Here is a 22,938-nt window from a genome sequence, read left to right as displayed (position 1 = left end):
CGGGCCCCGCCGGCGGGACCGTTAAACTCGGTGGACGTGGCCCACCCGATGATCGCCCCCTCCATCCTCTCCGCGGATTTCGCGCGCCTGGCCGACGAGGCCGCCGCAGTCGCGGACGCGCACTGGCTGCACGTCGACGTCATGGACGCGCACTTCGTGCCGAACCTGACCCTCGGCCTGCCGGTGGTGCAGTCGCTGCTGAAGGCAACCGACATCCCACTCGACTGTCATCTGATGATCGAGGACCCGGGCCGCTGGGCGCCGCCCTACGCCGAGGCGGGCGCGCACAATGTCACCTTCCACGTCGAGGCCACCGAGAATCCCGTCGCCGTCGCCCGCGACATCCGGGCCGCCGGCGCCAAGGCCGGCCTGAGCGTCAAGCCCGGCACCCCGCTCGAGCCCTACCTCGAGATCCTGAAGGAGTTCGACACGCTGCTGGTGATGAGCGTCGAGCCCGGCTTCGGCGGCCAGTCGTTCATCCCCGACGTGCTCGACAAGGTCCGCGCGATCCGCCGTCTCGTCGACGCCGGGGAGCTGACCCTGCTCGTCGAGATCGACGGCGGCATCAACGCCGACACCATCGAGGCGGCCGCCGAGGCCGGGGTGGACTGCTTCGTCGCCGGGTCGGCCGTGTACGGGGCCGACGACCCGGGCGAGGCGGTGCGCAAGCTGCGCGAACGGGCCGCCCACGCCTCCCCGCACCTGACCCTGGCCACGTGAGCGATGCACCGCTCGAGGCGGCCGTGAGCGGTGCCCCGCTCGAGGCGGCACTGCGCCTCGCGCTCGACGCCGGGGAGTCGGTGCGCGGCACCACCAGCCCCAACCCGCCCGTCGGCGCGGTGATCCTCGACGCGGCGGGACAGGTCGCCGGGGTCGGGGCGACCCGGCCGCCGGGCGGCCCCCACGCCGAGGTCGTCGCACTCGAGGCGGCCGGGGAGCGGGCCCGCGGCGGCACCGCCGTCGTGACCCTGGAGCCGTGCAATCACACCGGCCGTACCGGTCCGTGCGCGCAGGCCCTGCTGCGCGCCGGCGTCGCCGCCGTCTACTACGCGGTGGCCGATCCCCACCCGGCGGCGGCCGGGGGTGCGCGGACGCTGCGGGACGGCGGCGTGCGGGTGCACGGCGGGTTCGGCGCCGAGCCCGCCGAGGCGGGAGCCCTGCGTGCCTGGCTGCACCGGCAGCGCACGGGACGGCCCCACGTGACGTGGAAGTACGCCGCGAGCCTGGACGGGCGCAGCGCCGCCGCCGACGGCACCAGCCGCTGGATCTCCGGCCCGCAGTCACGCGCCCGCGTGCACGCCGAGCGCTCGCGGCTCGACGCGATCGTCGTCGGCACCGGCACCGTCCTCGCCGACGACCCGTGGTTGACCGCCCGGCTGCCGGACGGCTCGCTGGCCCCGCACCAGCCCCTGCGCGTGGTCGTCGGCAGGAGCGAGATCCCGAAGACCGCAAGAGTTCTCGATGATGCCGCGCCCACCCTGGTGCTGCGCACCCACGATCCGGACGAGGTGCTCGGCGCGCTCGCGGACCGGGTGGACGTGCTGCTCGAGGGCGGCCCGCGCCTGGCCGGTGCGTTCCTCGCCGCGGGCCGGGTCGACCGCATCCAGGCCTATCTCGCGCCGGTGCTGCTCGGGTCCGGACCGTCCGCAGTGCGGGACGCCGGCGTGCGCACGATCGCCGAGGCGCTACGGTTTCGTCGGGAGCGCGTCGAAACCGTCGGCGCCGACGTGTTGCTGACCCTGGTCCCCGACCGGGAGTGAGGAGCGAGCTGTGTTCACCGGGATCGTGGAGGAACTGGGCGAGATCGTCGCGCGGGAGGACCTGGCCGACGCGGCGCGGTTCACCGTCCGCGGACCCGTCGTGACCTCCGACGCCGGCCACGGCGACTCCATCGCCGTCAACGGTGTGTGCCTGACCGTCGTCGACGTCCCGGGCGGCGACTCCTTCACCGCCGATGTGATGAAGGAGACCCTCGACCGTTCGAGCCTGTCGCAGCTCGGTCCCGGCAGCCGCGTCAACCTCGAGCGGGCCGCCGCGCTGAACAGCCGCCTCGGCGGGCACCTGGTCCAGGGCCACGTCGACGGCACCGGCACCGTGCTCTCGCGCACCCCGTCGGAGAACTGGACCGTGGTGCGGATCTCGTTGCCTGCCGACGTGTCCCGGTACGTGGTGCACAAGGGCTCGATCACGGTGGACGGGGTCTCGCTGACCGTCTCCGCGCTCGGCGGCGAGCCCGGCGACGAGTGGTTCGAGATCTCCCTGATCCCGACCACGCTGTCGCTGACCACCCTGGGCAGCGCCGCCCCCGGCACGCTCGTCAACCTCGAGGTCGACGTCATCGCGAAGTATGTGGAGCGGCTGCAGGCCGCCGGCCGCTGAGTCGTACTGTTGAACTCGGCAATCAGTTTGTCCGTACACGAGATTTTGGAGCCCACGCAAGTGACGAGGTTCGACACCATCGAGCGCGCGATCGCCGATATCGCAGCCGGCAAGGCGGTCGTCGTGGTCGACGACGAGGACCGCGAGAACGAGGGCGACCTCATCTTCGCAGCCGAGAAGGCCACTCCCGAACTGGTGGCGTTCATGGTGCGCTACACCTCCGGGTACCTGTGCGTGCCGCTGGCCGGGGAGGACTGCGACCGCCTCGGCCTGCCCCCCATGTACTCGACCAACCAGGACAAGCACGGCACCGCCTACACCGTGACCGTCGACGCGCGGGAAGGGATCGGCACCGGCATCTCCGCCTCGGACCGGGCCACCACGATGCGGCTGCTCGCCGATCCGAACAGCACCGCACAGGACTTCACCCGCCCCGGGCACGTGGTGCCGCTGCGCGCCAAGGAGGGCGGCGTGCTGCGCCGGCCCGGCCACACCGAGGCCGCCGTCGACCTCGCCCGCATGGCCGACCTGCGCCCGGCCGGCGTGATCTGCGAGATCGTCTCGCAGAAGGACGAGGGCCACATGGCTCAGACCGAGGAACTGCGGGTCTTCGCCGACGAGCACAAGCTCGCCCTGATCTCCATCGCCGACCTGATCGCCTGGCGCCGCAAGCACGAAAAGCACGTCGTGCGCATCGCCGAGGCCCGCATCCCCACCCGGCACGGCGACTTCACCGCCGTCGGCTACCAGAGCGTCTACGACGAGGTCGAGCACGTCGCGCTGGTGCTCGGCGACATCCCCGGCCCGGACGGTGAGGGTGCCGACGTGCTCGTGCGGGTGCACTCGGAGTGCCTGACCGGCGACGTGTTCGGCTCGCTGCGGTGCGACTGCGGCCCGCAGCTCGACGCCGCACTCGAGATGGTGGCCATGGAGGGCCGCGGTGTGGTGCTGTACATGCGCGGGCACGAGGGCCGCGGCATCGGCCTGATGCACAAGCTGCAGGCCTACCAGCTGCAGGACTCCGGCTCGGACACCGTGGACGCGAACCTGCAGCTCGGCCTGCCCGCCGACGCCCGCGACTACGGCATCGGCGCGCAGATTCTCGTGGACCTGGGCATCTCGTCGATGCGGTTGCTGACCAACAACCCCGCCAAGCGGGTCGGCCTCGACGGCTACGGGCTGCAGATCACCGAGCGGGTGGCGATGCCGCTGCGCGCGAACTCCGAGAACATCACCTACCTGCGCACCAAGCGGGACCGCATGGGCCACGACCTGATCGGCCTGGACGACTACGAGGCGGGGGACGCGTAGATGAGCGGCGAAGGACTGCCCGAGCTGCAGCTGTCCGAGGCGGCCGGGCTGCGGCTGGCCATCGTCGCCGGCCGCTGGCACGCCGAGATCTCCGAGGCGCTCGTCGCCGGGGCGCAGCGCGTCGCCGAGCAGGCCGGCGTCACCGACGTCACCCTCGAACGTGTCGCCGGCGCGATCGAGCTGCCGGTCGTCGCCCAGCAGCTGGCCCGCACCCACGACGCGGTCGTCGCCCTCGGCGTCGTGATCCGCGGCGGGACCCCCCATTTCGAGTACGTGTGCGACGCCGTCACCTACGGGCTCACCCGCATCGCGCTGGACGAGGGCACCCCCGTCGGCAACGGGGTCCTCACCACGAACGACGAGCAGCAGGCGATCGACCGGGCCGGACTGCCCGGCTCCGTCGAGGACAAGGGCGGGCAGGCGTGCGCTGCCGCCCTCGACACCGCCGTGACCCTGCGGCGGCTGCGCGGGGCCGCGCGGTGACCTCCGCCGCCGACACCCGCTGGGACCTCGAGGTCCGCAGCCGCAAGATGTCCCGGTGGGCGATCGTCGCGGCGATCGTGCTCATGCTCGGCCACATCGGGGCCGCGCTCGTGCTGCGCGCCGGCGGCGACACCGGCGTGAACCTGCGCGTCGCCGACCAGATCGCCATCGTCTGTGTCGGCGTCGTCGTCTCCGGCAGTGTGCTGCTGCTGACCCGGCCCCGGTTGCGTGCCGGGGCGTCCGGCGTGGTGGTGCGCAACGTCCTCGGTGAGAAGGCGTTCGGCTGGGACCAGGTGCGGGGCATGACCTTCCCCCAGGGCAAGCCGTGGCCCCGGCTCGAGCTGCCGCAGGACGAGTACGTGCCCGTCGTCGCTGTGCAGGCCCGCGACGGGGAGTACGCCGTCGCGGCGCTGGCCGCGTTCCGCGAGCTCGAACAGCGGTACGGCGGGGGTGTCGGCTCGGCCGACTAGCCTGGACCCGTGCCCGACCCCTCGACCTACCGCCCTGCCCCCGGCACCGTCCCGGTGGAGCCGGGGGTGTACAAGTTCCGCGATCCGCACGGCCGCGTCGTCTACGTCGGCAAGGCCAAGAGCCTGCGGTCGCGGCTGAACTCGTATTTCGCCGACGTCGCGTCGCTGCACCCGCGGACCCGGCAGATGGTGACCACCGCCGGGTCCGTCGAGTGGACGGTCGTGGGCACCGAGGTCGAGGCGCTGCAGCTCGAGTACAACTGGATCAAGGAGTTCGATCCCCGGTTCAACGTCCGCTACCGCGACGACAAGACCTACCCCATGCTCGCGGTGACGTTGAACGAGGAGTACCCACGGCTGTTCGTCTACCGCGGGCCGCGCCGCAGGGGCGTGCGGTACTTCGGTCCCTACTCCCACGCCTGGGCCATCCGCGAGACCCTCGATCTGCTGCTGCGGGTGTTCCCGGCCCGCACCTGCTCGGCCGGAGTGTTCAAGCGGCACGCGCAGATCGGCCGCCCGTGCCTGCTCGGCTACATCGACAAGTGCTCGGCACCGTGCGTGGGCCGTGTCGACGCGGCCGGGCACCGGCGCATCGTCGAGGACTTCTGCGACTTCCTCGCCGGCCGCACCGACAAGCTGGTCCGCGACCTCGAACAGCGCATGCAGGCCGCCGCCGAGGACCTCGACTTCGAGACCGCCGCGCGGCTGCGCGACGACCTCGGTGCGCTGCGCCGCGCCCTGGAGAAGCAGGCGGTGGTGCTCGGCGACGGCACCGACGCCGACCTCGTCGCCTTCGCCGGCGACGACCTCGAGGTGGCCGTGCAGGTGTTCCACGTGCGCGGCGGCCGCGTGCGCGGCCAGCGGGGCTGGGTGGTGGAGAAGTCCGGCGACGTGGTGGACCGGCCCGAGGACGCGGCGGGTGCCTCCGGCACCGCCGAGACGGAACTGTCGCTGCTGGTCGAGCAGTTCCTCACCCAGTTCTACGGCGAGGAGGCCGCCCTGTCGGCGGCCGGCGCCGAACCGGCGGGCAGCGCCGTGCCCCGCGAGGTGCTCGTGCCCGCCCTGCCGCCCGAGCCGGAGGAGATGAGCCGCTGGCTCGGCACCCTGCGCGGCGGCCCGGTGCGGCTGCGGGTGCCGCAGCGCGGCGACAAGAAAGCCCTCGCCGAGACCGTGCAGCGCAACGCGCACGAGGCCCTGACCCAGCACAAGCTGCGCCGCGCCGGCGACTTCACCGCCCGCTCGGCCGCCCTGCAGGGCATCCAGGAGGCCCTCGACCTGGACTCGGCGCCGCTGCGCATCGAGTGTGTCGACATCAGCCACGTGCAGGGCACCGACGTCGTCGCGTCGCTGGTGGTGTTCGAGGACGGCCTGCCCCGCAAGGCGGACTACCGGCACTACGCCATCCGCGAGGCCGCCGGCGACGGCCGCTCCGACGACGTCGCCTCCATCGCCGAGGTGACCCGGCGCCGGTTCCTGCGGCACAACCGGGACCTCGCCGCGGCCGGCGGTGACCCGGCCGCGGCCCGCGACGGTGACCCGGCCGCGGCCCGCGACGGTGACGGCGGCGACCTCGCCCCGGAGGCCGCGCTCGATCCGGCCACCGGGCGGCCCCGCCGCTTCGCGTACCCGCCGAATCTGTACGTCGTCGACGGCGGTGCCCCGCAGGTCGCCGCCGCGGCGGAGGTGCTCGACGAACTCGGCATCACCGACGTCGCGGTGATCGGACTGGCCAAGCGGCTCGAGGAGGTCTGGGTGCCGGGGGAGGAGGACCCGGTCATCCTGCCCCGCACCAGCGAATCGCTGTACCTGCTGCAGCGGGTCCGGGACGAGGCGCACCGCTTCGCCATCACCTACCACCGCAGCAAGCGATCCCGGCGCATGACCGCTTCCGCGCTCGACGGGGTGCGCGGGCTCGGGCAGGCCCGCCGCAACGCGCTCGTCGCGCACTTCGGGTCGGTGGCCCGGCTGCGGGAGGCGACCGTGGAGGAGATCACCGCGGTCCCCGGCATCGGCGTCGCCACCGCCCGCGCCGTGCTCGACGCCCTGCGCGGCGACGTCCCGGACACCGTGCCGGCCCCGGCGGGTGAGGCTGCGGCGGACACGCCGGTGGGTGATGATGGCACCGTCGGCGTGTCGGGCGGACGAACGGAGTCGGAACTGTGACACACGAGGCGGAGACGGCGCAGCCTCGGCCCCGGCCCCGGGACGACCACCGCCCGCGGGCGGAGGTCGCCCTGGTCACGGGCCTGTCCGGAGCCGGTCTGAGCACCGCCGCGACGGCCCTCGAGGATCTCGGCTGGTTCGTCGCCGAGAACCTGCCCCCGCAGCTGGTCACCTCGATGGTCGATCTCGCGGTGCGGGCCGACCCGCCGCTGCAGCGCCTCGCCGTGGTCATGGACGTACGCAGCCGCCTGTTCACCGGCGACCTCGGCTGGGTCGTCACCGAACTGGCCGCCCGGCCCGTGCGCACCCGCGTGCTGTTCCTCGAGGCCACCGACGAGGTCCTCGTGCGTCGTTTCGAGCAGGTCCGCCGCAGCCACCCGCTGCAGGCCGACGCCGCCGACCGCACCCTCACCGACGGCATCGCCACCGAACGCGCCCAGCTCGCCGCGGTCAAGGCCGCCGCCGATCTGGTGGTCGACACGTCGTCGCTGTCCGGTCCGGAACTGCGCCGCAAGATCGAGTCCGCGTTCGGCGACGGCGACGCCGACTCGATCCGGGTCACCGTGGAATCGTTCGGATTCAAGTACGGTCTGCCGATGGACGCGGACGTGGTGTGCGACGTGCGGTTCCTGCCCAACCCGCACTGGGTGCCCGAGCTGCGTCCGCACACCGGCCAGGACGTCGACGTCCGCGACTACGTGCTGAGCCGGGACGGGGCGCAGGAATACCTGCAGACCTATCATCGGCTGCTCGAACTGACCACGGCCGGTTACCGCCGGGAGGGGAAGCGTTACATGACGATCGCGGTGGGCTGTACCGGTGGCAAGCACCGCAGCGTGGCGATGAGCGAGGCGCTCGCCGCGCGGCTCGACGCCGACCCGACGCTGTCGGTGCACGTCGCGCACCGGGATCTGGGGCGCGAATGACGGGGCCCGGTTCCGCGGCCCCGGCGCCCGGGACCGGCGGCCCGGCCGGCGGGCAGGGCACCGCGCCGAATCCGTCGATCGTGGCCCTGGGCGGCGGCCACGGCCTGTACGCCACGCTCAGCGCCGTCCGCCGGCTCAGCGACCGCGTCACCGCCGTCGTCACCGTCGCCGACGACGGCGGTTCCTCCGGCCGGCTGCGCGCCGAACTCGGCGTCATCCCGCCCGGCGACCTGCGCATGGCGCTGGCCGCGCTGGCCGCGGACACCCCCGGGGTGCACACCTGGACCGAGACGGTGCAGCACCGGTTCGGCGGCACCGGCGCGCTCGCGGGCCACTCGGTGGGCAATCTCATCCTGGCCGGGCTGACCGAGGTCCTCGGCGATCCCGTGGCCGCCCTCGACCGCGTCGCCGAACTGCTCGAGGTGCGCGGCCGGGTGCTGCCGATGTCGCCGATCGCCCTCGACATCGAGGCGGACGTGTCCGGCCTCGAATCGGATCCGCGGGCCAGCCGCATCATCCGGGGGCAGGTCGCCGTCGCCACCACCCCCGGCAAGGTCCGGCGCGTGCGGCTGATCCCGGCCGACCCCCCGGCGTGTCCCGACGCGCTCGACGCGGTGGGCGCCGCCGACCTCGTCGTGCTCGGGCCCGGCTCGTGGTTCTCGAGCGTCATCCCGCACGTGCTCGTCCCCGACCTGCTCGAGGCGCTGGTGACGGCGCCGGCCCGCAAGGTGCTGGTGCTCAATCTGGCCGCCGAACCGGGGGAGACCGCCGGGTTCTCCTCCGAGCGGCACCTGCACGTGCTGGCCCAGCACGCCCCGGAGTTCCGGGTCGACCACGTGGTGGTCGACTCCGCATCGGTGCCCGAGGGCCGGGAACGCGAACACCTGTGCCGGGCCGCCGCCGGATTCGGCGCCCAGGTGGTCTACGCCGACGTGGCGGAGACCGGCACCCACCGACACGACCCCGCCAAGCTGGCGGCGGTCCTGGCTCAACACCTGCCCGACGCGGCCCGCCCCCGGGACCTCGCGCAGCGGGACGGAAGGGAGATCCCCACGTGGCAATGACAGCGGAGGTCAAGGACGAGCTGAGCCGGCTGGCGGTCACCCGCACCAGCAGCCGCAAGGCCGAGGTGTCCGCCCTCCTGCGCTTCGCCGGCGGGCTGCACATCGTCGGGGGCCGTGTCGTCGTGGAGGCCGAGGTGGACCTCGGGTCGATCGCCCGCCGGTTGCGCCGCGAGATCTTCGAGCTCTACGGCTACTCCGCGGAGGTGCACGTCCTCGGCGCCGGCGGGTTGCGCAAGAGCTCGCGCTACGTGGTGCGCGTCGCCAAGGAGGGCGAGGCCCTGGCCCGCCAGACCGGCCTGCTCGACGTGCGTGGCCGCCCGGTCCGCGGCCTGCCCGCGCAGGTCGTCGGCGGCAGCATCGCCGACGCCGAGGCGGCGTGGCGCGGCGCATTCCTCGCCCACGGCTCGCTCACCGAGCCGGGCCGCTCGTCCGCCCTCGAGATCAGCTGCCCGGGCCCGGAGGCCGCGCTCGCGCTCGTCGGCGCCGCCCGGCGCCTCGGCATCGCCGCCAAGGCCCGCGAGGTGCGCGGCGCCGACCGGGTCGTCGTCCGCGACGGCGACGCCATCGGCGCGCTGCTCACCCACATGGGTGCCCAGGACACCCGGCTGACCTGGGAGGAGCGCCGGATGCGGCGGGAGGTCCGCGCCACCGCCAACCGGCTCGCCAACTTCGACGACGCCAATCTGCGCCGCTCCGCGCGCGCCGCGGTGGCCGCGGCCGCCCGCGTCGAGCGGGCCTTGGCGATCCTCGGCGACGACGTGCCCGACCACCTCGCCGCGGCCGGTGCCCTGCGCGTGCAGCACCGGCAGGCGTCGCTCGAGGAGCTGGGCCAGCTCGCCGACCCGCCGATGACGAAGGACGCCGTCGCCGGACGCATCCGCCGGCTGCTGTCCATGGCGGACCGCCGGGCCAAGGATCTCGGCATCCCGGACACCGAATCCGCGGTGACCCCGGAGCTGCTCGACGAGGCCTAGCCGGCCGGCCCCGGGCGGCGGCCGCGCCGCCGCGGGCCTCCTGCCGCGCCCCGCCGGCCCCGCAGATAGGGTAGGGGTCACATCGACCGATGAGTCCTGCCGACCGGCGCCGATGTCTCCGGCACCGCGGTGGGCACCACTGGCACAACCAGCAGAGATGGGCAAAGGAGCGTAATTGTGACTGTCCGGGTAGGCGTGAACGGCTTCGGTCGTATCGGACGTAACTTCTTCCGGGCTGTCGAGGCGCAGAGGGCGCTCGGCACCACCGACATCGAGATCGTCGCGGTCAACGACCTCACCGACAACGCGACTCTGGCCCACCTGCTCAAGTACGACTCGATCCTCGGCCGCCTGCCGCAGGACGTCAGCCTCGACGGTGAGGACACCATCGTCGTCGGTGACCACCGCATCAAGGCGCTCGAGGTCAAGGAAGGCCCGGCCGCGCTGCCGTGGGGCGACCTGGGCGTGGACGTCGTCGTCGAGTCGACGGGCATCTTCACCGACGCGTCGAAGGCCAAGGGCCACCTCGACGCCGGCGCCAAGAAGGTGATCATCTCGGCGCCCGCCAAGGGTGAGGACCTCACCGTGGTGATGGGCGTCAACGACGACAAGTACGACGGCAGCCAGAACATCATCTCCAACGCCTCGTGCACCACCAACTGCCTCGGCCCGATCGCCAAGGTCCTCGACGACAGCTTCGGCATCGTCAAGGGCCTGATGACCACGGTCCACGCCTACACCCAGGACCAGAACCTGCAGGACGGCCCGCACAAGGACCTGCGCCGCGCCCGCGCCGCCGCCCTGAACGTCGTGCCCACCGGCACCGGCGCCGCCAAGGCCATCGGCCTCGTCCTGCCGCAGCTGGTCGGCAAGCTCGACGGCTACGCCCTGCGCGTGCCGATCCCGACCGGCTCGGTCACCGACCTGACCGCCAACCTCGCCACCCCCGCCTCCATCGAGGAGATCAATGCGGCGATGAAGGCGGCCGCCGAGGGCCCGCTCAAGGGCATCCTCAAGTACACCGAGGACGAGATCGTCTCCTCCGACATCGTCACCGACCCGCACTCGTCGATCTACGACGCCGGCCTGACCAAGGTCATCGACGACCAGGTCAAGATCGTCTCCTGGTACGACAACGAGTGGGGCTACTCCAACCGCCTGGTCGACCTCATCGGCCTGGTCTCGAAGTCCCTCTGACCGAACAGGACAGTCGAACAGTGGCAGTTCAGACCCTGAAGGATCTGCTCGACGCCGGCGTCGAGGGTCGTGGCGTGCTGGTGCGCTCGGACCTCAACGTCCCGTTGGACGGCGCGACGATCACCGACCCCGGCCGCATCGTCGCGTCCGCCCCGACGATCGCCGCGCTCGCCGAGGCGGGCGCGAAGGTCGTCGTCACCGCCCACCTGGGCCGGCCCAAGGGCGAGCCCGATCCGAAGTTCTCCCTCGCCCCGGTCGCGGCGAAGCTCGGTGAGGTGCTCGGCCGCAACGTCCAGCTCGCCGGCGACGTCGTCGGACAGGACGCGCTGGCCCGCTCGGAGGGCCTGACCGACGGCGACATCCTCCTGCTCGAGAACATCCGTTTCGATCCGCGCGAGACCAGCAAGGACGAGGCGGAGCGGCAGGCGCTGGCGCGCGAGCTCGTCGAACTCGTCGGCGAGGACGGCGCGTTCGTCTCCGACGGATTCGGTGTGGTGCACCGCAAGCAGGCGTCGGTGTACGACGTGGCGAACCTGCTGCCGCACTACGCGGGCAACCTCGTCGCCGCCGAGGTCGAGGTGCTGGCCAAGCTCACAGCCGATCCGGAGCGGCCCTACGCGGTGGTGCTCGGCGGCTCGAAGGTCTCCGACAAGCTCGCCGTGATCGAGGCCCTCGCCCCCAAGGTCGACACCCTCGTCATCGGCGGCGGCATGTGCTTCACCTTCCTTGCGGCGCAAGGTATCTCGGTGGGCAACTCGCTGCTCGAGGAGTCGATGACCGAGACCTGCAAGGGCCTGCTCGAGCGGTTCGGCGACGTCATCCACATCCCGCAGGACGTGGTCGTCGCCGACGCGTTCGCCGCCGACGCCGAGGCCGAGACGGTGCCCGTCACCGAGATCCCGGACGGCTGGATGGGCCTGGACATCGGCCCCGAGTCGGTGGCCCGGTTCGCCCAGTACCTCACCGGCGCCAAGACCGTGTTCTGGAACGGCCCGATGGGCGTGTTCGAGTTCGAGAAGTTCGCGGCCGGCACCAAGGGGGTCGCCGAGGCGATCGTCGAGGCCACCCGCGCCGGCGCGTTCAGCGTCGTCGGCGGCGGCGACTCGGCCGCGGCGGTGCGCCTGCTCGGCCTGCCCGAGGACGGGTTCTCGCACATCTCCACCGGCGGCGGCGCCTCCCTCGAGTACCTCGAGGGCAAGGAACTGCCCGGCATCGCTGCACTGGAGGCCTGAGATGACCCGTAAGCCGCTCATCGCCGGCAACTGGAAGATGAACCTCAACCACCTCGAGGCCATCGCCCTGGTGCAGAAGATCGCCTTCGCGCTGCCGGAGAAGTACCTCGAGAAGGTGGACGTGACGGTGCTGCCGCCGTTCACGGACATCCGCAGCGTCCAGACGCTGATCGAGGGCGACAAGCTGCTGCTCACCTACGGTGCCCAGGACGTCTCCGCCCACGACTCCGGCGCCTACACCGGCGAGATCAGCGGTGCGATGCTGGCCAAGCTGGGCTGCGCCTACGTCGTCGTCGGCCACTCCGAGCGGCGCACGCTGCACGGCGAGACCGACCAGATCGTGCTCGCCAAGACCAAGGCGGCCCTGCGGCACGGGCTGACCCCGATCGTCTGCATCGGCGAGGGCCTCGACGTCCGCGAGGCCGGCCGGCACGTGTCCCACAACATCGCCCAGCTGCGCGGGTCCCTCGCCGGGCTCTCGTCCGACGAGATTGCGAAGATCGTCGTCGCGTACGAGCCGGTGTGGGCCATCGGCACCGGGAAGGTGGCCTCGGCTGCCGACGCCCAGGAGGTGTGCGCCGCGGTGCGCGCCACCCTCGCCGAGCTCGCCTCCCCGGAGGTCGCCGACGCCGTCCGCGTGCTCTACGGCGGCTCGGTCAACGCCAAGAACGTCGGCGAGCTCGTCGCTCAGCCCGACATCGACGGCGGTCTCGTCGGCGGCGCCTCGCTCAAGGCCGACGAGTTCGCACAGCTCTCCGCGATCGCCGCGGGCGGCCCGCTGTAAGCACCCGCGGCGCCCTTCCGGATCCCCCCGAGGCCCGGAAGGACGCCGCGACGGCGCCCTGTAGTCTGGCGCCATGGCACTGTTCCTCGACATCCTGCTGATCACCACCAGCCTGCTGCTGATCCTGCTCGTGCTGCTGCATCGCGGTAAGGGCGGCGGTCTGTCCACCCTGTTCGGTGGCGGTGTCCAGTCCAGCCTGTCCGGCTCCAGTGTCGCCGAGAAGAACCTCGACCGGCTGACCGTCTTCACCGGCATCGTCTGGCTGATCGCCATCCTCGGCATCGGCCTGCAGATCAAGTTCAGCTGATCGCTCCGCACGACGGCGCGACCCGGAATTCCGGGTCGCGCCGTCGTGCGTCGGCCGCGATACTGACCGGATGACGGATACCGCCCGCCCGGCCGACCCCTCCGGGTCCCGCTCCGCGACCGAGCCCCTGCGCCAGGACATCCGGCTGCTCGGCGGGATGCTGGGCCGCATCGTCCGGGAACAGGCCGGCGAGCACCTCTTCGCCCTCGTCGAACGCGCCCGCGTCGAGAGCTTCCGGGTGCGCCGCTCCGAGATCGACCGGGCCGAGGTCGCGGCGATGTTCGCCGACGTCCCCACCGACGACACCCTCCCCGTCATCCGCGCCTTCAGCCACTTCGCGCTGCTGGCGAACCTCGCCGAGGACCTGCACCGCGAACGCCGCCGCGCCGTGCACGTGCGCGCCGGGGAACCGGCACAGGACAGCTCGCTGGCCGCCACCTACCGCAAACTCGACGCCGCCGAACTCGACCCCGCCGAGGTTGCCGCCGCGCTCGACGGCGCCCTCGTCTCCCCGGTGATCACCGCCCACCCCACCGAGACCCGCCGCCGAACCGTCTTCGACGTGCAGAGCCGCATCACCGACCTCATGCGCCGCCGCGAACGCGCCGAGCCCGACGAGCATTCCGACATCGACCTGCAGCTGTGGCGGCAGATCCTCACCCTGTGGCAGACCGCCCTCATCCGGCTCGCCCGCCTCCGCATCCAGGACGAGATCGAGGTCGGCCTGCGGTACTACGACGCCTCCCTGTTCCGCGTCGTCCCGGCCCTCAACGCCGAGGTCCGGCGCGCCCTGCGCGAACGCTGGCCCGGCGTCCCCCTGCTGCCGGACCCGTTGGTGCGCACCGGAACCTGGATCGGCGGCGACCGCGACGGCAACCCCAACGTGACCGCCGAGGTCGTCCACCGCGCCACCGACCGGGCCGCCGCGACCGCCCTCGGCCACCACCTCGCCGAGCTCGAACAGCTCGAGCGGGAACTGTCGATGTCCGCGCGCCTGGTCCGCATCACCGACGACCTCGGCCGGCTCGCCGACGCCTCCGGTGACGACGCCCCGTCGCGCGCCGACGAACCGTACCGCCGCGCGCTGCGCGGCATCCGCGGCCGCCTGACCGCCACCGCGGCGCGACTGCTGGACGAACCGCCCCCGCACGCGCTGCCGAGCCCACTGGCCGGCTACGACACGCCCGCCGACCTGCTCGCCGACCTCGACATCCTCGACGTCGCCCTGCGCGCCGGCGGCGGCGCCGCCCTCGCCGACGACCGGCTCGCGCACGTCCGCGGCGCCGTCGAGGCCTTCGGCTTCCACCTCGCCTCCCTCGACCTGCGGCAGAACTCCGAGGTGCACGGCCGGGTGATCGCCGAACTGCTCGCCTGGGCGGGCGTCACCGACGACTATCCGACCCTGCCCGAGGACGAGAAGGTCGCCCTGCTCGCCGCGGAGTTGCGCACCCGCCGGCCCCTCAGCGCGCCCGGCGCGCGGCTCGGCGCCGACACCACCCGCGAACTCGGCGTGCTGCGCGCCGCCGCCGACGCCGTCGCGCGTCTCGGACCCCAGGCGGTGCCGCACTACATCGTCAGCATGTGCGGGTCGGTGTCGGACCTGCTCGAGGCCGTGATCCTGCTCGACGAGGTCGGTCTCGTCGAGCACGACGTCGCGGGACCGCGCTGCCCGGTCGCGGTGATCCCGCTGTTCGAGACCATCGACGATTTGAGGCACGGCGCCGAGATCCTCACCGCCGCCCTTGCCGTCCCCGAGTTCCGCAACCTCGTCGACGCCGCCGGCGGCGTGCAGGAGGTCATGCTGGGCTACTCGGATTCGAACAAGGACGGCGGGTACCTCGCCGCGAACTGGGCGCTGTACCGGGCCGAACTCGACCTGGTGGAGGCCGCGCGCACCGCCGGGATCCGGCTGCGCCTGTTCCACGGCCGCGGCGGCACCGTCGGCCGCGGCGGTGGCCCGAGCTACGACGCGATCCTCGCGCAGCCGCCCGGGGCCGTCGCCGGCTCGCTGCGGCTGACCGAGCAGGGCGAGGTGATCGCCGCGAAGTACGCCGAGCCGAAGCTGGCGCGCCGCAACCTCGAATCACTCGTCGCCGCGACCCTCGAGTCCACCCTCCTCGACGTCGAGGGACTCGGCAGCGACGCCGCCCCGGCGTACGCGGTGCTCGACGAGCTCGCCGAACTCGCCCGCACCGCCTACAGCGACCTGGTACACGAGACCCCCGGCTTCGTCGAGTACTTCCGGACCGCCACGCCGGTCGCGGAGATCGGGGCCCTGAACATCGGCAGCCGGCCCACCTCCCGCAAGCCGACGTCGTCGATCGCCGACCTGCGGGCGATCCCCTGGGTGCTGGCGTGGACCCAGTCCCGGGTCATGCTGCCCGGCTGGTACGGCACCGGCACCGCCGTCGAGACCTGGATCGGCGGCGACGACGAGCGTCTGGCCACCCTCACCGGCCTGTACCGCCGCTGGCCGTTCTTCCGCACCGTGCTGTCCAACATGGCGATGGTGCTGGCCAAGTCCGACCTCGGTCTCGCGGCGCGCTACGCCGAGCTGGTGCCCGATCCCGATCTGCGGCACCGGGTGTTCGACAAGATCACCGCCGAACACGACCGCACCGTGCGCACCTACCTGGCGGTCACCGGTCACCCCGACCTGACCGCGGACAACCCGGCGCTGGCCCGATCGGTGCACAACCGCTTCCCGTACCTCGAGCCGCTGAACCACCTGCAGGTCGAACTGTTGCGCCGATTCCGCGCGGGCGAGGACACCGACCGGGTCCGCCGCGGCATCCAGCTGACGATGAACGGGCTCGCGACCGCGCTGCGCAACAGCGGCTAGCGGCGGGGTGACAGCGGCCGAACGCCGGGGCCCCGTGCCCGCTCAGCGGGAAGACGGCGCCCCGAACGGCCGTGAGCCCGCTACAACGGGACAGGTGACACACGACCGCGAACAGATCATCGAACGGCTCGCCGAGCTCGCCGCCGCCCTCGACCGCCGCGACTGGGAGGCCCTCGGGGCCGCCTTCACCGACTCTGCCACCGGCTACGGTGCCGCGGGCCGCGACGGCATCGTCGCCGTGGTCCGCGCGCACCTCGGTGGCTGCGGACCGTCGCAGCATCTGCTGGGCAACCACCGTGTCGAGGTCGACGGCGACCGGGCCCGGTCACTGACGTATGCCCGCGTCCACCATCAGGGCGCGGGTCCGGCCGCCGGAGCGAGTTACGAGTGTTTCGGCGAATACGACGATCGGTGGACCCGCACCCGGGACGGCTGGCGCCTGACCTCCCGCACCTTCACCGTGTCCCACGACCTCGGCGACGCCGCCGTGCTCAGGCCCGGCTGACCTCCGGACCGCGCCGCGGTCCCGGCAGCGGCGGGAGTCAGGGCGTGACGATCGCGAAGTCCGGATCCACCGGTGCGAGCACCTCGAAGAGCCGGCCCGCCACCGTCGGGTCGCCCGTCACCGCGATCGTCCCGTCCGCGAGGGCCGTCGCCGGATCCAGCTGCCCGGTGAGCGCACCGATCAGCGTGCGGCGGGTGAGGGTGAACACCGTGCTGCCCGGCAGCGGCGCGTCGACGGTCCGGTGGTTGAGCACGCCGTGCTGCAGCTCCGTGAGATACGTGATCCCGAGGTCGGTGAGGATCCACGAGATCACGAGCCGCAGGTCCCACGCGCGCGGCCCGTCCACCCGCACGGCCAGGCTGTCGAAGAGCTGCGGGACGGTCAGCGCATCGAGGAAGTCGCCCGAGGACTGCACGGGCGAGCCGAAGATCCCGTCGCGGAGCTCCTTCGCGCCGGCCAGGTAGATGCAGCGCCAGGTGCCGTTCTCGGAGCCGTACGCGAGTTGCTCCATCGCGTCGGCCTGCAGGGCCCGGGCGGCCTGGTCGGTGTCGTCGGTGAACAGCAGATGCTTGCAGACCTCGAGCACCCAGCGGTAGTCGCCCTCCTCGAAGGCGTCCCGCGCGACGGCGAGGGCGGCGTCGGCGCCGCCCATGGCGTCGACGTACCGGCGGGCTGCCTCGACCGGGGGATGGGCCCACAGGTTGGCGGGATTGCCGTCGTACCACCCCATGTACCGCTGGTAGATCGCCTTGACGTTGTGGCTCACCGAGCCGTAGTAGCCGTGGGTGTGCCACGCGGCCGCCAGGGCCGGGGGCATCTCGAACCGCTCGGCGATCTCCGCGCCCACGAGCCCCTGGTTCATCATCCGCAGCGTCTGATCGTGCAGGTACAGGTACATGTCGCGCTGCACGGACAGGAATTCGAGCGCACGTTCGCGGCCCCACGTCGGCCAGTGGTGCGAGGCGAACACGACGTCGAGTGCGTCGCCCCACAGGCCGATCGTCTCGTTGAGGTAGTGGCCCCAGGCGTGCGCGTCGCGCACCACCGCGCCGCGCAGCGTGAGGATGTTGTGCATGGTGTGGGTGGCGTTCTCCGCCGCGCACAGGGCTCGCCGATCGGGGAACCAGATGTTCATCTCGGCCGGGGCCTCGGTGCCGGGGGTGAGCTGGAAGACCATCCGCACCCCGTCGACGGTGAGTTCCTGCCCGGTCGCGGTGATGTCGACGGTCGGCGCGATGAGCGTGACGGTGCCGGCCGAGGTGGTCTCGCCCAGCCCGGCCCCGATCTGACCGGCCGGACCCTTCTCGAGCGCCGCGCCGTACATGTAGCCCGAGCGGCGCGACATCGCCGTGCCGGCGAAGAGGTTCTCCGCCACCGCGTGTTCGAGGAACCCGGCCGGGGCGACGACGGGGACCGTCCCGGCCTCGACGAGCCCCGGGTCGAGCACACCCTTGACACCGCCGAAGTGGTCGACGTGGGAGTGGGTGTAGATCATCCCGGAGACGGGTCGGTCGCCGCGGTACCCGCGGTACAGGGCCAGGGCAGCCGCGGCGGTTTCCGCGCTGATCAGGGGGTCGATCACGATCACCCCGGCCTCACCCTCGACGACGGTCATCACCGACAGGTCGAATCCGCGCAGCTGGTAGATCCCCGGCACCACCTCGAACAGGCCGTCCTCGGCGAGCAGCCGTCCCTGCCGCCACAGGCTCGGATGCGCCGTCTCCGGCGCGGACCCGTCCAGGAACGCGTAGGCGTCGAGGTCCCACACCACCCGCCCGTCCGCGCCGGTGATCCGCCGCTGCTCGCTGCGGCCGACGAACCCGCGCGTCACGTCCTCGGAATCCTGCCCGTCGTCCGCGGGCAGCGCGGCCGCCGCGGCCTGCAGGTTCCGCCGGGTCGTCTCGCTGGCACCGCCTGCGCTCATGACGCCGCCCTCCTCGGAATCTCGGCTGTGTCGAGGGTACGGTCGGCCCGTCGCGGCGGGTGCACGGAATCGGGGAATCCGCCGCCGGCGCTGCCCGCCGCCGGCGAGGCGGCCGGACCCGTGCAGACGGAGCGTGCGGCTCCGGCGTGCGCGGGCGCAGTCACCGATCCGGACCGTCGGCCTCGTCCAGTTCGACGCGGGCAGCGGTGCCCGCCGCCTCCACGGTCGGATGCGCGTGCGCGAGCAAGGCCTCGTCCCCGGCGGCGACGAGCACGTCGCGGACCACCCCGCTGTCGCGGGCCGGGTACAGACGGATTCCGCGGTGGCCGAGGGCGTCGGCGAGCCGGCCCAGCACCTGTGCGGTGTTCAGCGGTACTCGTCGGCGAGGTCGAGGTAGCCGTCCCAGCGGGGCAGGGCGCGGCCGGCGAGCACGGCGTCGAGCCGGTCGAGATAGTACTGCCAGCCGGGACCGACCTCCGAGGTCTCCGACCGCGGTACGTGCCGGTGGGAGAACTCGAGCGTGGTGACGACACCGACCTGCTTCACGGTGACCTCGAGATGCCACCCGTCCTGGTCGACGCCGAGCTCGTGGGGTGGATCGCAGCGCAGGATCCGCACGTCCGTCGTCGCCGTGTCGTGCTCGTCGGTCATCGTCAGCCGCACCCGTCCGGAGGTGGGGTCGCCCGTCCACCGTCCGTACCAGCGTTCGAGCCGGTCCGACTCGGTCAACGCCGCCCACACCTCGCCCACCGGCAGCGCGAAACTGCGCACGTAGTGCAGGGTCACGAGCGAGGACCCGTCCGGACAGCCGTGCTCGGGACGGATCTCGCCGAGGACGGTGGTCGGGGTGCTCATCGAACGCTCCTTTCCACGCAGTGCTGTCCCCATTGTGATCCGCCGGGTGTCACCCTGCCGGGTTCGGGGTCGGACCGACTCGGCGGGGAACCGCCGGGGCGGCCGCGGCGTCGAACGAGGCAGGGAACACCACAGGGGAGGAGCCCCACCATGGACCGTAGGACGGTGCGCTGCAGCCGTGCCCGCCTCACCGGGCTGCACACGACCCGCAACCCGAGCTGGACCGCGCGCCTGCGCTGCGGCGTGACCGACGGCTGCCGGCCCCCGGATCCACGGGCGGGCGAGCCCGACCGGGACGGACCGTGGCGGTGACGGTCAGTCGGCGGGCAGTGCCGCGGCGGCCTCCGCATCGAGGAACCACACGGTCTGCTCGCGGCCCCGCGCCCCGGCCGCCGGGACGTCCACCGGGGCGGCGCCGCCCACCGCGGCCGCGACGGCCTCGGCCTTGGCCGCACCGGTGACGAGCAGCCACACCTGCCGGGCGCGACGGATCGCGGGAAGGGTGAGCGTGACCCGCGCGGCGGGCGGCTTGGGGGAGTCCTCGACGCCGACGACGAAGCGGTCCTGCTCGCGCACCGCGTCGGTGTGCGGGAACAGGGAGTTGATGTGGCCCTCGCCGCCCATGCCCAGCAGGTGCACGTCGAACTCGGGGGTCGTGCCGTCGGGGGAGTTCGCGGCGAGCACCTCCTCGTACGTGCGCGCCGCCGAGTCGGGGGAACCGGCCCCGGCCTCGTCGAGGGTGGGCATCGCGTGCACCCGCGCCGGATCGAGCGGCACGTGGTCGAGCAGCGCCGCGCGCGCCTGGACCTCGTTGCGCTCCGGGTCGCCCGGCGGCAGATATCGCTCGTCGCCGAAGTACACGTCGACCGCGGACCAGTCGATCCCACCGGGGGCACGCAGGACCGCATCGAGCACGGCGATACCGGTGCCGCCCCCGGTGAGCACCACCGACGCGCGGCCGCGGGCGTGCTGCGCGGCGACCACGGCCTCGACGAAGGCTGCGGCGGCCGCTCGCGCGACGTCGTCGCCCGTCTCGCAGCGCCGCACGCGGACGTTCTGGGAAGTGTCGTGCACGTCAGACATACTCCACCTTGGACAGTGCGGTCAGGGCCGAGTGGTACACCTCGTCGGGGTCGAGCCGTCGCAGTTCCTCGGCGAGGCATTCCGAGGAGTCGCGGCGTGCGAGCGTGATCAGCGAATCGGGTTTACCGGTGCGCCGCAACGTCGCGACACGCCCGTCCTGGGGCCGCTCGAGCGAGATCGTCTGGGTGCGGGTGCGCAGTTCGACCCGCAGATCGCCCACCGCGCGCTGGACCGGGCCGTCGATCCGGCTCGCGAGCCAGCCCGCGAGCAGATCCACCGCGGGTTCGCTGCCGAGCCCCGACACCAGCGCCGACTCGATCGGCTCGAACGGCGGCTGGTCGAGCGCGGAGACGAGCAACGCCCGCCAGTAGGTGATCCGGCCCCACGCGAGGTCGGTGTCGCCGGGGGTGTAGCCGGGCAGCCGGGAGACGATCTCGGCCATGGGGCGCGACGAGTTCGTCGCGTCCGTCAGGCGACGCACGGCGAGCCGGCCCACCGGATCCGCCGCGGGCACCTCCGGGGGCGTGTTCGGCCACCACACCACCACCGGGGTGTCCGGCAGCAGGAACGGCACGATCACCGATTCCTGGTGGTCGGCGAGCGGGCCGTGCAACGCGAGGATCAGCACCTCCGAGGCGCCGGCGTCGCCGCCGATGCGGATCTCCGCATCCATGCGCGGTTCGCCGCCCGCGCGGCCGCGGCCGACGACGATCACACGGCACGGATGCTCCCGCGACGCCCCGATGGCCGCGGTGATCGCGGCCTCGAGTCCGCGCGGACCGTCGGTGCACACCACCAGCGTGAGCACGCGCCCCTGCGTGACGATGCCCCCGGTCTGCCGCAGCTGGACCAGCTGCTTGCTGATGTCGATCGCGGTCGCGTTGCGCAACTGCATTCTCACGGGCGTCTCCATTCGCGGCCCGAGCGACGGAGCATCTCGTCGGCCGCCGACGGTCCCCAGGTGCCGGCCTCGTACGGTTCGGGCTTACCGTGTGCCGCCCAGTGCTCGAGCACGGGGTCGAGGATCTTCCACGACAGCTCGACCTCGTCGTCGACGGGGAAGAGGGACGGCACGCCGAGCAGCACATCGAGGATGAGCCGCTCGTACGCCTCGGGGGAGGACTCGGTAAACGCCTGGCCGTAGCTGAAGTCCATGTTGACGTCGCGGACCTCCATGCCCGACCCGGGCACCTTGGAGCCGAAGCGGAGGGTGACCCCCTCGTCCGGCTGCACCCGGATCACGAGTGCGTTCTGGCCGAGCTCGGTGGTCATCGTCTGATCGAACGGCAGGTGCGGGGCCCGCTTGAACACGATCGCGATCTCGGTGACGCGCCGGCCCAGGCGCTTGCCGGTGCGCAGGTAGAACGGCACTCCGGCCCAGCGGCGGGTGTCGATCTCGCACGTGATCGCCGCGTACGTCTCGGTGGTCGAGTCGGCCGCGAAGCCCTGCTCCTCGTGCAGGCCGACGACCTGACCGCCGTTCTGCCAGCCCGCGATGTACTGGCCGCGGGCGGTGGTCTCGTCGAGGGGCTCGGCGAGCCTGGTCGCGGAGAGCACCTTGATCTTCTCCGCCCGCAACTCGGCCGGGTCGAAGCTGATCGGTTCCTCCATGGCGATGAACGCGAGCAGCTGCAACAGGTGGTTCTGGATCACGTCCCGGGCGGCGCCGATGCCGTCGTAATAGCCGGCGCGGCCGCCGAGGCCGATGTCCTCGGCCATCGTGATCTGGACATGGTCGACGTAGTGCGCGTTCCACAGCGGGTCGAACAGTTGGTTCGCGAACCGCAACGCCAGGATGTTCTGCACCGTCTCCTTGCCGAGGTAGTGGTCGATGCGGAACACCGCCTCCTCGGGGAACACCTCGGCGACCAGCCGGTTCAGCTCCCGGGCGCTCGTCAGGTCGTGGCCGAACGGCTTCTCGATGATCACGCGGCTCCACGTGCCCTCCCGCGCGATCGCGAGCCCGGACTGCTTCAGCTGCGCCGACACCACCGGGAACGCATTCGGCGGGATGGAGAGGTAGAAGGCGTGGTTGCCGCCCGTGCCGCGGGCCTTGTCCAGTTCGGCGAGCGTCGACGCGAGTTCGGCGAACGCGGCGTCGTCGTCGAAGCTGCCCTGCACGAAGCGAATGCCCTCGGCCAGGCGGTTCCACACCTCCTCGCGGAATTTGGTGCGCGAGTTGGCCTTCACCGCGTCGTGGACGACCCGGCCGAAGTCCTCGTCGACCCAGTCCCGCCGGGCGAAGCCGACGAGCGCGAACCCGGGCGGCAGCAGGCCGCGGTTGGCCAAGTCGTACACCGCCGGCATCAGCTTGCGGCGGGCCAGGTCACCGGTGACCCCGAAGATCACCAGGGCGCACGGCCCGGCGATCCGGGGCAGCCGCCGATCGCGCTCGTCCCGGAGTGGGTTGACCCACGCCGCCGTCTCGGGTTCGCGCAC

At 72.6% G+C, this 22,938-nt stretch carries 23 protein-coding genes; 17 read left to right on the top strand and 6 right to left on the bottom strand.

Features of this window, described 5'->3' with window-relative positions:
• The first annotated feature begins 36 nt into the window (after positions 1–36).
• The 16 genes from rpe to OCS65_RS15795 all read left to right on the top strand — a co-directional run bounded on the left by rpe (position 37) and on the right by OCS65_RS15795 (position 16,637).
• A complete protein-coding gene (gene rpe, locus OCS65_RS15870) occupies positions 37–720 on the top strand; it encodes a ribulose-phosphate 3-epimerase (protein WP_029543611.1) in 684 nt (227 codons plus the stop codon).
• The gene (gene ribD, locus OCS65_RS15865) at positions 717–1,760 is read left to right on the top strand and encodes a bifunctional diaminohydroxyphosphoribosylaminopyrimidine deaminase/5-amino-6-(5-phosphoribosylamino)uracil reductase RibD (protein WP_006937676.1); all 1,044 of its coding nucleotides are present in this window, start codon (positions 717–719) and stop codon (positions 1,758–1,760) included. Before rpe ends, ribD begins: the two co-directional genes overlap by 4 nt.
• A 10-nt stretch (positions 1,761–1,770) precedes the next feature.
• Positions 1,771–2,379, top strand: a complete 609-nt coding sequence (locus OCS65_RS15860; protein ID WP_006937678.1) for a riboflavin synthase — start codon at positions 1,771–1,773, stop codon at positions 2,377–2,379.
• Between the two features lie 60 nt (positions 2,380–2,439).
• On the top strand, positions 2,440–3,690 hold the full coding sequence (locus OCS65_RS15855) for a bifunctional 3,4-dihydroxy-2-butanone-4-phosphate synthase/GTP cyclohydrolase II (protein ID WP_006937680.1): 1,251 nt from the start codon (positions 2,440–2,442) through the stop codon (positions 3,688–3,690).
• Entirely contained in the window at positions 3,691–4,173 is a 483-nt protein-coding gene (gene ribH, locus OCS65_RS15850) for a 6,7-dimethyl-8-ribityllumazine synthase (protein WP_006937682.1), read from the top strand.
• Positions 4,170–4,643 (top strand): PH domain-containing protein, encoded by a 474-nt coding sequence (locus OCS65_RS15845; RefSeq protein WP_029543619.1) that lies wholly within the window; start codon positions 4,170–4,172, stop codon positions 4,641–4,643. Before ribH ends, OCS65_RS15845 begins: the two co-directional genes overlap by 4 nt.
• A 9-nt stretch (positions 4,644–4,652) precedes the next feature.
• A complete protein-coding gene (uvrC, locus tag OCS65_RS15840) occupies positions 4,653–6,806 on the top strand; it encodes an excinuclease ABC subunit UvrC (RefSeq protein ID WP_263507271.1) in 2,154 nt (717 codons plus the stop codon).
• Positions 6,807–6,877: 71 nt separating this feature from the next.
• Positions 6,878–7,732 (top strand): RNase adapter RapZ, encoded by an 855-nt coding sequence (gene rapZ / locus OCS65_RS15835; RefSeq protein ID WP_170914089.1) that lies wholly within the window; start codon positions 6,878–6,880, stop codon positions 7,730–7,732.
• Positions 7,729–8,796, top strand: coding sequence for a gluconeogenesis factor YvcK family protein (locus tag OCS65_RS15830; protein WP_029543623.1), 1,068 nt, complete (start codon positions 7,729–7,731; stop codon positions 8,794–8,796). The genes rapZ and OCS65_RS15830 overlap by 4 nt, the downstream gene beginning before the upstream one ends.
• Entirely contained in the window at positions 8,793–9,770 is a 978-nt protein-coding gene (gene whiA, locus OCS65_RS15825) for a DNA-binding protein WhiA (protein WP_170914087.1), read from the top strand. Before OCS65_RS15830 ends, whiA begins: the two co-directional genes overlap by 4 nt.
• A 177-nt stretch (positions 9,771–9,947) precedes the next feature.
• Positions 9,948–10,967, top strand: coding sequence for a type I glyceraldehyde-3-phosphate dehydrogenase (gene gap / locus OCS65_RS15820; protein WP_006937692.1), 1,020 nt, complete (start codon positions 9,948–9,950; stop codon positions 10,965–10,967).
• A gap of 20 nt (positions 10,968–10,987) precedes the next feature.
• Positions 10,988–12,199, top strand: coding sequence for a phosphoglycerate kinase (locus tag OCS65_RS15815; protein WP_006937693.1), 1,212 nt, complete (start codon positions 10,988–10,990; stop codon positions 12,197–12,199).
• A gap of 1 nt (position 12,200) precedes the next feature.
• On the top strand, positions 12,201–12,983 hold the full coding sequence (tpiA, locus tag OCS65_RS15810) for a triose-phosphate isomerase (protein WP_263507270.1): 783 nt from the start codon (positions 12,201–12,203) through the stop codon (positions 12,981–12,983).
• Between the two features lie 73 nt (positions 12,984–13,056).
• Positions 13,057–13,290, top strand: coding sequence for a preprotein translocase subunit SecG (gene secG / locus OCS65_RS15805; protein ID WP_003939471.1), 234 nt, complete (start codon positions 13,057–13,059; stop codon positions 13,288–13,290).
• A 70-nt stretch (positions 13,291–13,360) separates the two neighbouring features.
• Positions 13,361–16,132, top strand: coding sequence for a phosphoenolpyruvate carboxylase (gene ppc, locus OCS65_RS15800; protein WP_263507266.1), 2,772 nt, complete (start codon positions 13,361–13,363; stop codon positions 16,130–16,132).
• A gap of 94 nt (positions 16,133–16,226) precedes the next feature.
• Positions 16,227–16,637 (top strand): nuclear transport factor 2 family protein, encoded by a 411-nt coding sequence (locus OCS65_RS15795; RefSeq protein ID WP_006936582.1) that lies wholly within the window; start codon positions 16,227–16,229, stop codon positions 16,635–16,637.
• Positions 16,638–16,674: 37 nt separating this feature from the next.
• Here the strand turns inward: OCS65_RS15795 and OCS65_RS15790 are convergent, their stop codons facing one another.
• The 3 genes from OCS65_RS15790 to OCS65_RS15780 form a co-directional block, all read right to left on the bottom strand.
• Positions 16,675–18,561 (bottom strand): alkyl/aryl-sulfatase, encoded by a 1,887-nt coding sequence (locus OCS65_RS15790; RefSeq protein ID WP_263507265.1) that lies wholly within the window; start codon positions 18,559–18,561, stop codon positions 16,675–16,677.
• A 160-nt stretch (positions 18,562–18,721) separates the two neighbouring features.
• Complete coding sequence (locus OCS65_RS15785) at positions 18,722–18,916, bottom strand: hypothetical protein (RefSeq protein WP_006936588.1); 195 nt, start codon at positions 18,914–18,916, stop codon at positions 18,722–18,724.
• A gap of 11 nt (positions 18,917–18,927) precedes the next feature.
• On the bottom strand, positions 18,928–19,416 hold the full coding sequence (locus OCS65_RS15780) for an SRPBCC domain-containing protein (RefSeq protein WP_006936589.1): 489 nt from the start codon (positions 19,414–19,416) through the stop codon (positions 18,928–18,930).
• A gap of 150 nt (positions 19,417–19,566) precedes the next feature.
• Between OCS65_RS15780 and OCS65_RS15775 the strand changes: the two genes are divergently transcribed.
• Complete coding sequence (locus tag OCS65_RS15775) at positions 19,567–19,728, top strand: hypothetical protein (RefSeq protein WP_155951779.1); 162 nt, start codon at positions 19,567–19,569, stop codon at positions 19,726–19,728.
• Between the two features lie 3 nt (positions 19,729–19,731).
• Here OCS65_RS15775 and pgl read toward each other — a convergent pair whose 3' ends face one another.
• From pgl to zwf, 3 genes are read right to left on the bottom strand one after another with little or no spacing between them, the layout of a single operon-like run.
• The gene (pgl, locus tag OCS65_RS15770) at positions 19,732–20,499 is read right to left on the bottom strand and encodes a 6-phosphogluconolactonase (RefSeq protein WP_029543632.1); all 768 of its coding nucleotides are present in this window, start codon (positions 20,497–20,499) and stop codon (positions 19,732–19,734) included.
• Complete coding sequence (gene opcA / locus OCS65_RS15765) at positions 20,492–21,400, bottom strand: glucose-6-phosphate dehydrogenase assembly protein OpcA (protein WP_373566476.1); 909 nt, start codon at positions 21,398–21,400, stop codon at positions 20,492–20,494. Before opcA ends, pgl begins: the two co-directional genes overlap by 8 nt.
• Positions 21,397–22,938: a glucose-6-phosphate dehydrogenase gene (gene zwf / locus OCS65_RS15760; protein WP_006936597.1), complete on the bottom strand. Its 1,542-nt coding sequence runs from the start codon at positions 22,936–22,938 to the stop codon at positions 21,397–21,399. Before zwf ends, opcA begins: the two co-directional genes overlap by 4 nt.

It is taken from the genome of Rhodococcus aetherivorans (assembly GCF_025722975.1).
GTDB lineage: Bacteria > Actinomycetota > Actinomycetes > Mycobacteriales > Mycobacteriaceae > Rhodococcus > Rhodococcus aetherivorans.
Note: the sequence above shows the minus strand (reverse complement) of the source record. Positions and strands in the feature narration are given on the sequence as shown.

Excerpts from the sequence above, each read along its gene's own strand:
- OCS65_RS15790 (WP_263507265.1), bottom strand. The coding sequence starts at position 18,561 with ATGAGCGCAGGCGGTGCCAGCGAGACGACCCGGCGGAACCTGCAGGCC.
- OCS65_RS15780 (WP_006936589.1), bottom strand. The coding sequence starts at position 19,416 with ATGAGCACCCCGACCACCGTCCTCGGCGAGATCCGTCCCGAGCACGGC.
- whiA (WP_170914087.1), top strand. The coding sequence starts at position 8,793 with ATGACAGCGGAGGTCAAGGACGAGCTGAGCCGGCTGGCGGTCACCCGC.
- pgl (WP_029543632.1), bottom strand. The coding sequence starts at position 20,499 with ATGTCTGACGTGCACGACACTTCCCAGAACGTCCGCGTGCGGCGCTGC.
- tpiA (WP_263507270.1), top strand. The coding sequence starts at position 12,201 with ATGACCCGTAAGCCGCTCATCGCCGGCAACTGGAAGATGAACCTCAAC.
- ppc (WP_263507266.1), top strand. The coding sequence starts at position 13,361 with ATGACGGATACCGCCCGCCCGGCCGACCCCTCCGGGTCCCGCTCCGCG.
- OCS65_RS15775 (WP_155951779.1), top strand. The coding sequence starts at position 19,567 with ATGGACCGTAGGACGGTGCGCTGCAGCCGTGCCCGCCTCACCGGGCTG.
- OCS65_RS15830 (WP_029543623.1), top strand. The coding sequence starts at position 7,729 with ATGACGGGGCCCGGTTCCGCGGCCCCGGCGCCCGGGACCGGCGGCCCG.
- secG (WP_003939471.1), top strand. The coding sequence starts at position 13,057 with ATGGCACTGTTCCTCGACATCCTGCTGATCACCACCAGCCTGCTGCTG.
- ribH (WP_006937682.1), top strand. The coding sequence starts at position 3,691 with ATGAGCGGCGAAGGACTGCCCGAGCTGCAGCTGTCCGAGGCGGCCGGG.